Here is a 12935-nt window from a genome sequence, read left to right as displayed (position 1 = left end):
TAGCAATTATTTTTTATATATGACAAAGGTAAATAAAGTAGTTACGTTAGATAAGTTAAGCTCAAAGATTAGAGAGGAATTATCTTATTGTGAGGTAATCACTATTTCATTAGATGATCAAATTAATGAGACTTTTGAAGATGTTGATGCTTTTATCTTGAATACTAATGATTTACAAGATTTTTTGCATATTATAAGAAAGATAAGAGCTAGTGTATATACATATTTGAAGCCAGTTTTTTGTGTCGATGCTAGTTTTGTTGATTATACAGCGACTGTATTTACAACTTATTCAGCGTTAGAGAAATTTATTGATATGGTTGATGATGAGGTTAATACAATAGAAGAAATCTCTCAAAAGAAAGATAATATAAAACAAGATTGGCAGGCAAGATTGCTGATATATTTGTATACAAGAAAACATGTGCGAACGATAGATGCTCGTAGTGATTTTTTTAGTAAGTCTTTTTTTAGTTATCCTGTTATTGATGTTTTTTGTCAAACAAAAGGGTTTGACTCTTTTGAGTGGATAAAGGAGCTTTCACAAAGACAGATTATTAAATCTAAGAGCCTCGTTAAATCATTTTTCTGCTGTAGTAGCTGCCATTCGGCTAGAGCGCTCTTTTCAGAAAGATGCCCTGATTGTAAAAGTGAAAATATTCTTCTGGCTGATTTTTTGCATTGTTATACCTGTGGTAATATTGCACCAGAAGTAGAGTTTATGCGTGATGATGAACTTGTTTGCTCACAATGTAAAACAAAGCTTAAGCATATAGGTCATGATTATGATCGACCATTAGAAAGTTATTCTTGTAATGATTGTGAAAGTATCTTTGTAGAACCAGAAGTTATAACAGAATGTTTAGATTGTGGTTTTAAAACATTAACTGAAAAGATGATAAAGCAAAAGATTAGTAACTATGAGCTGACAAAAAAAGCTCATCATTACATAAAGATGAATTTGCTTGAGTATTCAATGTCGATATTTGATGATATTAACTATATTGCACCAGAGTTCTTTTATAGTTTAATTGAGTGGGCTTGTCTAATGCAAAAAAGAAATAGCGCATATGAGTTTTCTTTGATTCATATTAATATTTTTGAATATATAACTATGATGGGAGTTTCTAATATATCAAAGAAGCTGAGGGAAATACTTAGAAAAACTGATATGCTAACTAGAGTGGGTAGTCAAGATATATGGATATGGCTTCCAAATACAGACTTATCAGGAGCTGAAATAGTGGCTGAGAAACTAAGAAAGATAAATGTATTAAAAGATGTGACAGCTGAAAAATTAATAGCTGTTAAAACGTTTCACTCAGCAGCTATTGATACGACTAAAAAAGTACAGACTTTATTGAGAGATTTAGCTAATAAAAGGTGATTTTTTTGGATATATTATATGTATTTTATCAACAAACTCTATTAGTATTCTCTAGTCCAAGAGAGCTTTTTATTTTTGCTTTTGCGTTTGTTTTACTTTTGGAAATACCTTTTAATATATTCATATTTCTAAGTATCTTAGTTAGTTACTTTAGACAGATTGTCAACCCAACTCATCGAGCGCCGTACTACCCTAAAGTTAGTTGTATCATAACAGCGTATAATGAAGGAAAAGATATCTTGATAACATTAAAAAGTCTTGAAGAGCAGTTATATAGAGGGAATATTGAAGTTTTAATTATAATAGATGGAGCTAATGTTAATAAAGAAACTCTTGATGTTGCAATGAGCTATAAAAAAACTTTTGAAGCCACAAGTAAAAGATCGTTAAAGGTTATCCCAAAGTGGCAGAGAGGTGGTCATGCTTCATCATCGAATCTTGGTTTTAGGTTGAGTACAGGTGAGTTAGTTATGACTCTTGATGCTGATACTTCATGTGATAACGATATGGTTAGTAATATGGTACAGCAATTTGCAGATCCAAATGTAATTGCATGCTCGGGGACTTTGAGAGTTAGAAATATAAGGAAAAATATACTTACACGCATGCAAGGTATAGAATATATGCTTGGAATACATTTATCTAAAATTGCTTTATCTAATGTAAATAGTGTCAATAATGTTTCAAGTGCATATGGTTGTTATAGAAAGAGTCTTCTAAAAAAAACTACTTTGTGGCGTAATGGTTCAGCAGAAGACTTAGATTTTACTCTAAGATTACAGTTTTTTTTCAAAAGGCATAGTAATTTTAGAGTGGCTCATTCTCAAGATAGTATTGCTCATACAGAAGTGCCTGAGAAGATTTGGGGACTTATTAAACAAAGAATGCGTTGGGATGGGGATACATATTTTATTTATATAAGAAGACATCTTAAGAGGCTATTGCCTCGATATTTGGGATGGAAAACTTTCTTTTTTTCAGTTTTCTCAGGTTTGTTTTTCCATGCTGTGCAGCCAATAGCAATAGTTGTTAGTTTAATATATAGCATGATTATTTTTCCCATTTATATTATTATTCCTATCTATATTGCGGTATATTTTTATTATCTAGTAATTACTGCTTTCTTATTTATGACATTTATTATTTTAGTTTCAGAAAGGAAAAAGCAGGATTTAGCAATGTGGTATATGATTCCTTTGATGCCTTTTTATTCAATATTTTTAAAATTTGTTGCAACGGTTGCTGTGTTGAGTGAATTTTTTATAAAAACACATAGAGATAGTACAATGGCTCCTACTTGGGTTAATAAAAAGGTTAAATAAATATGAAGTTTAAACCACCAAAAAATAAACAGATAATGCAAGCCCAAGCATCTCCTGTGAAGAAAAATATCTCAAAATTACAGTGGTATATGGTTATAGTCATAGTTATTTCACCTTTGATATATATAGGGTGGATGATTTTTAGTAATAACTGGTTTATAGTCGCAGATGGTACAGTTGTCACAGAGAAGTATCTTATTCGAGCTCATGAAGATGGCTTTATAAAGCAAAGTAATATTCATCCGGGAAAGCTTGTTAAGAATGGTCAAGATGTTTTTATAATGTCATCGCCTCTTTTAAATACTGAGCTTAATGAGATTAATACTCAGATTAAAGATGTGAAAAGTTTACAGGATAAACTATATAAAAGTGACTTAAATGCTCTAGAGCAAAAATATGCTATAGCGAAAAAATACGTTGATATTAATGAGAAGTTTTATAATGCTATGGTTCAATTAAGGAAAAAGAATATTATTAACATTATTGAGCTTCAACAGTCATCACAGGTGTTACATAATGCTGAGATGGATTTTGGTAATGTTCTAGTCGAGAAACAACAGTACTCTTTGGAAAAAGATAATAATTATGCCGAAACATTAAGACAGCTTAATCTACAGAAGAGTATTTTAGAAGAAAAAATTAAAAGTCTTGATATAAAAATAGATGTCGATGCTGTAGTTAATAGAGTTTATGTCTATAAAGGTGAATTTGTACAAAAAGGTCAAGAATTAGCGTTATTATCTTTGTTTGATAAACCTTTTATTCGAGCATACTTGGATTCTGAGTTTGTTTCATATGTTTCAAAAGGTACTAAAGTTACTATACGTTTTCAAGATGGTGCAGAATTTAAGGGTGTTATAGAGTCTAGACCAGTATTTGCTGAGATGAATAATGATAGAAGTATTTTTGACTCAAAAGAGTCGAAAGTAGTTATTATTGTAAAACCAACCCAGAAAATTCCGGAAGAATATAATATTAATAATGTACCAGTTGAGATTGATGTAGGTCGGTTATAAAGATATTATTTAGGTATATGTATAAGGATTATATTTGATAAGATATTTATTGGAGCTTTAAGAGAAGGTTTATATGGGAATAAATATTGAACCGAATTCATTATTAGAAAAACTACTTTCAACACTATTAGATGGTGTTATTATAATAAATCAAAAAGCTACTATAGTTTATGTTAATCCTACAGTAGAAGTATTGTTTGGTTATGATGATGTAGAAATTATTGGTAGAAATATCAAAGTTCTTATGCCTCAGAGATATTCTTCTAAACATGATGTGTATATAGATAAATATCTTAAGACAAATCAAAAAAATATTATTAACTCCTCTCGAACTGTTCAAGGGATGAAAAAAGACGGTACGATCTTTCCTATAGAGTTAGCAGTTTCTGAAATGACAAATAATGGTGAAAAAGTTTTTGTAGGTACAATAAAAGACTTAACAGAAGAATATAAATCAAAGCAATATGTTAGAGTTATCTCAAAAATACAAGAGCTACATATTAAGCAAACTAAAAGTTCAAAGATATTCTCATATATATTACATTTCTTGCTTGATCATACATCTAGTGAATATGGTTTTATTGGCGGCATATTTAAAGACTCTGGCGGGAATAAATATTTAAGAACATACGCTATAACAGATATATCTTGGAATAAAGAAACTAAAGACCTCTATAGAAGTAAAAGGTTAGAAGGATTAGAGTTCACAAATTTAGATACATTATTTGGATATACAATAAGAACAGGTAAAGCCCTTGTCACCAATGATCCAGCAAATCACCCTGAATCTAGTGGCATCCCTATGGGACATCCGCCTTTAAAATCATACGCAGGAATCCCTATTATTGGCAAAAATAAGAAATGTATAGGGATGGTAGGTATTGCCAATAGAGATAATGGCTATGATGATAATATAATCAAAGAATTAGCTAAGATGATATATGTAATCTCTATGTTAATAGAGTCAAATAGAGACATGGCATATATAAAAGATATGGCTAATAAAGATTTTCTATCAGGGATCTACAACCGTTTCTATGTAACTCAATTCTTAGAGAAAAAAATAAGACTATATGATAGTGAAAATAATATAGTTAAAAAAGATTTTTACATCATTATGATAGATTGTAATGATTTTAAAGGAATAAATGATAAATATGGTCATGATTTTGGTGATTATGTTATTAGAGAGCTTGCTGCAAGATTAAAATCCACAGTTAAAAAAACAGATGTAGTAGCAAGGTTAGGTGGAGATGAATTTATAATAGTTTGTAATAATATAGAAGATGATAATGAGATTAAAAAAATTGCTCAAAGAGTAAGTGATCTAAAAGATATAGCATATTCTCGTGATAATGAAAAACTACTTACTTCAATGAGTATTGGAGTCTGTAAATATAATAGTGGTATGGCTATAACTAAGCTATTAAAATATGCAGACTTAGCGCTATATAAAAGTAAGACGCAAAAGCTCGATTATGTATTATTTGACCAAAATCTAAAACAAGAGAGTGATAGGTTAGATAATTTAGTAAATACTATTCATAGTGGTTTTAAAGAAGAATTGTTTTATTTTGTGTATCAACCTCAGTTTGATTTGAAAACTAAAAAGCTAAAAGGGTTTGAGGCATTATTAAGATATTCAGGTAATGATTTTACAACAGCAGAGATTGTTGAAAGAATAGAGCTACTTTCTTTATCAGAAGAATTAAACATATATGTATTTAATAAGATTATAAAGGATTTAGATAGTCTTAATCTTGAAGGTGTTAGTATTTCGGTCAATATATCCCCTAGAGTTAGAAATTTTAAAGAACATATTCAAGAACTTGTAAATATTGTGGCATCAAGTTCATATATTAAAAACAACATAGTAGAGTTTGAGCTAACTGAAAGCTCATTTGTTGAAAATATCGAAAAATCAGATATAAAGATGATTTCAAAGCTTCTAAAACCTAATAATATAAGATTGGCAATTGATGATTTTGGTGTTGATCATTCATCAATTAAAAGATTGGTTGAGCATGATATTGATACATTAAAGATTGATAAATCATTTATCTTTGGATTAGCTAAAAAAAATAGTAATAAGAATAATATTATTGTAGAAGCCATTATTGAAGTGGCTAAGAAATTAGGTATTAGGGTTGTTGCTGAAGGGGTTGAGGATGAATCCTTAGAGAAGTTAGTTACTGAGTATGGTTGTGATATTGGTCAAGGGTATTTATACTCTAAAGGTCTTGAAATAGATCAGTTAAGAAGTTTTATTGCTGAATATGGCTCTTAAGTATAGATTCTTCTTAAAACAAAATTGTCTTTTGTGTAAACAAAGTTCAGATGATATTGTTTGTAGTTATTGTTTTGAGAGTTTATTAAGTCATTTAAACTTTGAAAAACAACAAGTTGATCTGGATCAAGAGTATGATTACTATCATTTGCTTAAATATTCTGCGGAAGTTAAATATCTTCTACAAAAGTTTAAATTTCAAAAAGATTTATTATCAGCAAAAGTTTTTTCTAAAATTATTAGATATTGGTGGGATAATATTACAAAAACATATTTGCAAGATGTTGATGCTTTAGCTGTTATACCAATACATCGCTTTAGGTATTTATATAGGGGCTTTAATCAAGCAGAAGTTTTGATCACAGAACTATCTCAATATACAAATATTCCAGAGACTTTTGAAAACTACTCAAGGGCTAAATATACAAGAGCTCAATCTAGATCTTCAAGAGAAAAACGATTTGAACAGATTAAGGATGTTTTTATTCTTAATAAACCGATTACTGCTAAACACTTACTTATATTTGATGATGTTTTGACTACTGGTTCAACAATGCGAGAGTTTCTTCAAACTATCAAAAAAAATAGCCAAATGGAAAAAATATCTATAATGACATTAGTACGTCCTGAATAGTAAATATAATCAATGATTTAGAGGAGTTTAACTCATATAAGAAAATGTTATAAGGCTAATAAAAACTATATATTTTAATTTATCTCAAATGCTTGTCATAATACCCTCATAAAATTAAGTATATATTTGAAAAGGTTAAAATTATGAAAAAAAATAGTTATTGTAACAATGTTAATGATTAGTGTAATAACAGTAAGCTTTGGATCTGGGCTTCATCAGGTCGGGGGTATTGCAAATGCTTCTTTCCCGCCACCAGTTATGAATTTTGCTTAAACTAATGTGGCATAGAGTGGATAGTGCCGCCAAGAATATGAGCATGAATATGAAAAACAGTTTGCCCACCTTCTTTGCCAGTATTAAAGTATGTTTTAAAACCTTTTAGTCCCATCTGCTTAGCAACCTTAGGAATACTTAACATAAGTTTTCCCATAACACTTTCATCTGAATCGGATAGTTCGTTTAAGCTAGCAATATGTTTTTTAGGGATAACTAATATGTGTATATCTGCTTCAGGGTAGATGTTATGAAAAGCTAATATATTTTCATCTTCATAAACTTTCTTACTTGGCATTTCACCGGCAATAATTTTACAAAAAATACAGTCAGACATTTATTTCTCCTTTTTAAAACCATAATAAATTAAACACGCAATACCAGCTACGATAAATCCAGTACTATGATTCTCTATAAACCCTTGTAGTTTAACTAAAGGTGATAAATCATTATGTAAAGTATATATAACACCTAAACTTGTCAAAATGACACCTGTTGCTAATGCAAATGTGTATTTTTTCTTTGGTTTTGAGGATGTGTTATATTGGTTAGATGTTATTTGCTTTAGGTTAGTTTGTGTTTGTTGTAATATTTCAAAAACCATACGCGGTAGTTCAGGGAGCTTGTCACTAACTCTAGGCATATTTTCTATAGAGCGATGATAAAAACCTCTTAATCCCATTTGTTCTTTCATCCATTTTTCTAGGATTGGACGAGATGTTTCCCAGATATTTAGTTCAGGACAAAGTCTTTGACCTAAACCCTCAACGTGAAAAAGAGTTTTCTGTAACAAAGTTAACTGTGGTTGAATATTCATATTAAAGCGTCTTGCAACCGAGAAAAGTTGCATTAATGTATATCCTAAAGATATTTCACGCATAGGTTTTTCAAATATTGGTTCACATACAGTTCTAATCGCAGACTCTAATACATCAACTCTAGTATCACTAGGAACCCAGCCAGATTCTATGTGAAGTTCAGCAACTTTTCTATAATCGCGTTTAAAGAATGCTAAAAAGTTACCCGCTAAATAGCGCTGATCGTCACGGTTTAAAGTTCCAACAATTCCAAAATCAATGGAGATATATTTAGGATCAGATGGATTTGACACATCAATAAACATGTTGCCAGGGTGCATATCAGCATGGAAAAAACAATCATCGAATACTTGCGAGTAAAAAATCTCAACACCACGCTGAGCTAGTAAACGGCGATCAACTCCTAAAGCATCTAAAGTTTCTATATCTGATACTCTTACACCACCGACTTTTTCCATCACCATTACAGTAGAGCTAGTGTATTCCCAGTAGATTTTTGGTACGTAATGTATCGTAGATTTTTCAAAGTTCCTACGAATTTGTGAAGCATTAGATGCTTCACGAACAAGATCCAGCTCATCAAAAAAACTTTGATTAATTTCTTTGACAATCTCAACAGGCTTAAAGCGACGAATTTCTTTTAACTGATTTAGTGCTTTAGCAAATATTAGCATCAAGGAAGTATCTAACTTTAGAATTTTCTCAATTCCTGGGCGTAGTACTTTAACTACCACTTCTTCATCATTTTTTAGAGTAGCTTTATGGACTTGTGCAACCGAAGCTGATGCTAGAGGAGAGCTATCAAAACTTTTAAATATATCGTTAATAGATTGCTTAGTAGCTTTTTTAATTTGGGCGGTAGCTATATTACTGTCAAAAGGAGGGACATTATCTTGAAGTTTAGCAACTTCTTTTATAACTTCTGGGGGAAGTAAGTCTGCTCTAACTGATAGGGCTTGACCAAATTTTATAAATATTGGACCTAATTTTTCTAAAGCTTCTCTAATACGTACACCATGTTCTAGCTTACGGATTCTTCTTGAATAATAAAAGGGGTTTAGTAACAATAGTGCTTGTAAGAGCTTTATATTTGTAGCACGGATAGGCTCATTAAGTAAACAGTATCTATTTATAATATAAAAAATATATATAAGTCTTAAAAACTTTCTAATCATATTATGAGCCTTGTAGTATTTTTAGCTTAGCTTCTATTCTATCAGTAGCTTGCTTTAACTCTTGTACTTGCTTGTAGAAGGAATTAATTTCATTTTGAGAGATTAATGTTTTTTTCTCTTCTGTCAAATAGTCTTTAATATCTATGATTGTCTCTTGGCGTGAAGTTTTTAGATATTCTTTAAATTTATCAAAAGGCTTAGTTACGATACTAGCGAACTCTGGGCTTGTCAGACTAGAAAGCTTATAAACTATATCTATATCAATAGCATTTAAAAATGTATTAAACTCATTTAGATCTTTTAGACTACCTTGATAGTCAAGTTTTTCAGCAATTATTAGTTCTTGTAAGTTTTTATTAAAAATAAGCTCGAGAATATATGCTAGCTTCCCCTTTAAAACATTATTAGAGAGCTCATCTGTAGCATATAAGTTGTTGTTTTCTACCTTTAGTGAAATACTATAATCAAGGTCAGTAATAACTACACTTAAAGCTTTATCTTTTAGTGGTGATAACAAAGCACTCGCTTGAGGATCAAGTTTTGGTAAGAAACTAAGAGCTTTATTTATTGTTTGTATCATTTTAATACTTATACCCAATATGTAATGCTACAATTCCACCAGTCATATTTTGATACTCAACACTATCAAAACCAGCATCAAACATCATTTGTTTTAGAGTTTCCTGATCTGGATGTTTACGTATTGATTCAGCAAGATATTTATAGCTCTCAGCATCTTGAGTAATAATCTTACCTAAAAATGGTAATGCCTTAAAAGAGTATTCATCATAAACTTTTGAAAGTAAAGGTACAATCGGCTTAGAAAATTCTAAAACTAAAAGACGACCTCCTGGCTTTAGTACGCGACACATAGAAGCCAAAGCTTTTGCTTTATCTGTGACATTTCTAAGACCAAAAGAGATTGTTATACAGTCAAAATAGTTATCAGGAAAAGGAAGACATTCAGCATTAGCTTGAACATATTCGATGTTGCCAACACAACCTTTGTTAGTAAGCTTTTCTTTACCTACTTCAAGCATAGAGGAGTTAATATCACTTAAAACAACTTTACCCTCTGATCCGACCATTTGACAAAACTTGTATGCAAGATCACCAGTTCCTCCAGCAAGATCAAGAACTTTATCACCTTTACGTACAGCTGTTTTTGCAAGAGTCTGTTTTTTCCAAATACGATGTATACCAAAAGACATTAGGTCATTCATTAAGTCATACTTAGCTGCTACAGAATGAAATACTCCAGCGACTTTCTTTTGTTTTTCTTCCCAGGGTACTTCTGTAAAGCCAAAATCAGTTGTTTTATTCTCTTTAGACATTTAAACTAAAAATTGTAATATTAAGTTATTGCTTCATTATAGCAGAATATGATTTATTTGTATTGACAAGATACTACTAAATGGGAGTATAAAGAATGTATATATTATCTGGAGATATTGGAGGAACTAATACTAGATTAGAAGTCTCTTTTTTAGAAAATGGTGTAACAGAAAGTATAGCTGTTAGAAAATATAAAGGAGCTAACTATAACTGCTTATCAGCTATTATAGAAAAGTTTCTCTCCGAAGTTGATTTGGCTGGGAAAATTGACTCTGCATGTTTAGCTGTTGCTGGATTTGTCTCTAATGGTGAGGTAGAGGTTACTAACTTGCCATGGATGGTTTCTGAACAATATATATCAGAGAGTCTAGGTATTGATAAAAGTATGGTTAAAGTTATAAATGATTTTGAAGCTATTGGATATGGTATAGAGTCTCTTGATAAGGATAAGGATAAGGATAAGGACATTCTAACTATTCAAGAGGGTCAAAAAGATGAAGATACTCTTTGTGCTGTTATTGGTGCTGGTACTGGTTTAGGAATGTGTTTGGTTAGTTATGATAAAGATCATACTCCTAGAGTTTATAAGACTGAAGGCGGACATGTTGATTTTTCTCCAGTAGATGATGAGCAGGTTGAGTTATTTAAGTTTATGCGCAAGACTTTTCATAGGATCTCTCCTGAGAGATTCTGTAGTGGCTATGGTATTTACAATATTTATAAATATGTAGTGCGTAATCCATTATATGACCAACCTGAATGTATGCGACTAAGAAGAGAGTTATTTAGTGTTTCAGATTCAGATAAAGCTGCAGTTATTGTTAAACATGCAGTTGAGCATAGAGAACCATCTGCTTTAAGAACTATAGATATATTTTTGAGCATTTATGGCTCTGTGGCAGGGAATTTAGCTCTTACAAGTCTGCCATTTAGAGGTTTATATATTGCTGGAGGAATAGCTCCTAGGCTTATTAAACAAATAAGAGAAAGCAAATTTTTAGAGAAATTTAGAGATAAAGGTAGAATGTCCAATATGATGAAAGACTTTCCAATTCATATAATAACTAATACTGATGTTGGTTTGATAGGTGCTCGTACTTATGCTGCGGGACTAATTAAGGAAGGTTAGTTTTATTAGAATCTTTCTTTTTCTCTTTTAGATATTTTGAAGTTTTTATTGCTGTGAGAAATAGCAAATATGCTCCTCCGAGTACGGCTATAGCTACGTAAAAGAATATAAATAACATAAATATTCCAACTAGTATAGCTAATTCTGTTAAGCTAAAAACAGCTAGTATAAATACTAATAAGGCACAGCCTAAAAAGTTTTTATATGAACATGTGGATTTTTTAGAGATAACAGTTTCATTAATCTCAGGGTTATTTTCGCTCATTTTTCTAAAAATTCCTTATAGTGATATTATTATACATTTGTAAAAGAATTCTTTGCAAACTAAAAAATAAAAATTATTTTTTAATGTGTTTGGATAAATAAATAGACTGGATTATTAAAAAGACAAAAGTGATACCTAATAAACCGAAAAGCTTAAAGTTCATCCAGACATTTGTCGAGAAAAAATACGCCACAAATAAATTTAAAGTTCCAAGGACAGTGAAGTATGCTCCCCACATATTATTGATTTCTTTCCATTTATGTTCTTTAAGCTCAATATTCTCTTTGAGAATTTTTTGCATAGGCGTTTCTTTCATAGTATAAGTAGTTATTATTAGCCCAACGCCCATTAACCAGTTAATAATGCTAACTTTCCATTTGATAAATTCTTCATTGTGAAAATATAATGTTGCGCCACCAAAAATCACAACAAGTATTGCGATAATAATTTGTGTTTTAGCTACTTTACGGTGAGCAATATATTCCCAGGCAACCTGAGCCAGAGTTACAATGATTAGAGCAGCTGTAGCAAAAAATATGTCATAAAACTTGTAAACTGCAAAAAATACAATTGCCGGAAGCAAATCATTAATCATTTTATTCATTTTTATAATAATAAGTATTGTATAATGTCCTAGAAGTATAACGGTTGTTGTAGAAATTATGAAGAGATTAATCGAATTATATAGTTATGGTAATAATGATTTAGAGCTAAAAGATATTGATAATATCTTAGAAAATGATGGGGTTATTGCTATCCCTACTGATTCGGGCTATGCCTTGGCTTGTAAAATGAAGTCAAAGAAGGGGATCAATAAGATTATAAAAATTAGAGATTTAGATAGTAGCCACAACTTTACACTTTCATGTAAGGATTTATCTGAGATATCTGAGTATGCAAAAGTTGATAATAATGTATATAGATTATTAAAAAGATATACACCAGGCCCATATACATTCATTTTAAATGCTACAAAGAAGGTATCATCTTTACTTGTTACTAAGTCTAAAAATACAGTAGGTATAAGAGTTAGTGAACATTATGTTCCTAAAGCTATATCTGCTGAGATCGGTGAGCCTTTGGTTATTAGTACTTTTATTTTACCAGGGCAGGAGCATGTAGTTACTGATTGTTCTGAAATTGATGGTCAAATTATGCATAACATTGATGCAGTTATAGAGTCTGATTATTGTGGTTATGAATCAACAACTGTTGTAGAGATGCTGGAGTTGCCTTACCAAATATTAAGACAAGGTGCTGGTAGTATAGATCTGTAACTTATTTATAAATATAA

Annotated in this window: 13 protein-coding genes; 7 read left to right on the top strand and 6 right to left on the bottom strand. The window is 30.7% G+C overall.

Annotated features, from left to right (window positions below; translation table 11 throughout):
* The first annotated feature begins 19 nt into the window (after positions 1-19).
* The 5 genes from AB8E56_RS00340 (at position 20) to AB8E56_RS00320 (ending at position 6646) form a co-directional block, all read left to right on the top strand.
* Positions 20-1387, top strand: coding sequence for a hypothetical protein (locus AB8E56_RS00340; RefSeq protein WP_329476767.1), 1368 nt, complete (start codon positions 20-22; stop codon positions 1385-1387).
* A 5-nt stretch (positions 1388-1392) separates the two neighbouring features.
* On the top strand, positions 1393-2709 hold the full coding sequence (locus AB8E56_RS00335; RefSeq protein ID WP_329476765.1) for a glycosyltransferase: 1317 nt from the start codon (positions 1393-1395) through the stop codon (positions 2707-2709).
* 2 nt (positions 2710-2711) lie between these two features.
* Entirely contained in the window at positions 2712-3725 is a 1014-nt protein-coding gene (locus AB8E56_RS00330) for an HlyD family efflux transporter periplasmic adaptor subunit (protein WP_329476763.1), read from the top strand.
* A 73-nt stretch (positions 3726-3798) separates the two neighbouring features.
* A complete protein-coding gene (locus AB8E56_RS00325) occupies positions 3799-6012 on the top strand; it encodes an EAL domain-containing protein (RefSeq protein ID WP_329476761.1) in 2214 nt (737 codons plus the stop codon).
* A complete protein-coding gene (locus tag AB8E56_RS00320) occupies positions 6002-6646 on the top strand; it encodes a phosphoribosyltransferase family protein (protein ID WP_329476759.1) in 645 nt (214 codons plus the stop codon). The genes AB8E56_RS00325 and AB8E56_RS00320 overlap by 11 nt, the downstream gene beginning before the upstream one ends.
* A gap of 274 nt (positions 6647-6920) precedes the next feature.
* Here the strand turns inward: AB8E56_RS00320 and AB8E56_RS00315 are convergent, their stop codons facing one another.
* Genes AB8E56_RS00315 through ubiE form a run of 4 tightly spaced genes read right to left on the bottom strand, consistent with a single transcriptional unit; the run spans position 6921 to position 10246 of the window.
* Entirely contained in the window at positions 6921-7256 is a 336-nt protein-coding gene (locus AB8E56_RS00315; protein ID WP_329476757.1) for a histidine triad nucleotide-binding protein, read from the bottom strand.
* Complete coding sequence (gene ubiB, locus AB8E56_RS00310) at positions 7257-8912, bottom strand: ubiquinone biosynthesis regulatory protein kinase UbiB (protein ID WP_329476755.1); 1656 nt, start codon at positions 8910-8912, stop codon at positions 7257-7259.
* 1 nt (position 8913) lies between these two features.
* On the bottom strand, positions 8914-9492 hold the full coding sequence (locus AB8E56_RS00305; protein ID WP_329476753.1) for a hypothetical protein: 579 nt from the start codon (positions 9490-9492) through the stop codon (positions 8914-8916).
* A 1-nt stretch (position 9493) separates the two neighbouring features.
* Positions 9494-10246, bottom strand: coding sequence for a bifunctional demethylmenaquinone methyltransferase/2-methoxy-6-polyprenyl-1,4-benzoquinol methylase UbiE (ubiE, locus tag AB8E56_RS00300; RefSeq protein WP_329476751.1), 753 nt, complete (start codon positions 10244-10246; stop codon positions 9494-9496).
* A 95-nt stretch (positions 10247-10341) separates the two neighbouring features.
* On the opposite strand from ubiE, the gene glk reads away from it, so the two are divergent.
* A complete protein-coding gene (gene glk / locus AB8E56_RS00295) occupies positions 10342-11376 on the top strand; it encodes a glucokinase (RefSeq protein ID WP_329476749.1) in 1035 nt (344 codons plus the stop codon).
* On the opposite strand, the gene AB8E56_RS00290 is transcribed toward glk, so the two are convergent.
* The gene (locus AB8E56_RS00290) at positions 11363-11641 is read right to left on the bottom strand and encodes a hypothetical protein (RefSeq protein WP_329476747.1); all 279 of its coding nucleotides are present in this window, start codon (positions 11639-11641) and stop codon (positions 11363-11365) included. The genes glk and AB8E56_RS00290 overlap by 14 nt on opposite strands.
* Before the next feature lie 73 nt (positions 11642-11714).
* Entirely contained in the window at positions 11715-12245 is a 531-nt protein-coding gene (locus AB8E56_RS00285; protein WP_329476745.1) for a septation protein A, read from the bottom strand.
* A 58-nt stretch (positions 12246-12303) separates the two neighbouring features.
* Here AB8E56_RS00285 and AB8E56_RS00280 point away from each other — a divergent pair, with 58 nt between their 5' ends.
* Positions 12304-12918, top strand: a complete 615-nt coding sequence (locus AB8E56_RS00280; RefSeq protein ID WP_329476743.1) for an L-threonylcarbamoyladenylate synthase — start codon at positions 12304-12306, stop codon at positions 12916-12918.
* The last annotated feature ends 17 nt before the right edge of the window (positions 12919-12935 follow it).

This window comes from Francisella sp. 19X1-34, assembly GCF_041102755.1.
Taxonomy (GTDB): Bacteria; Pseudomonadota; Gammaproteobacteria; order Francisellales; family Francisellaceae; genus Francisella.
This window is presented reverse-complemented; position numbering and strand designations above follow the sequence as displayed.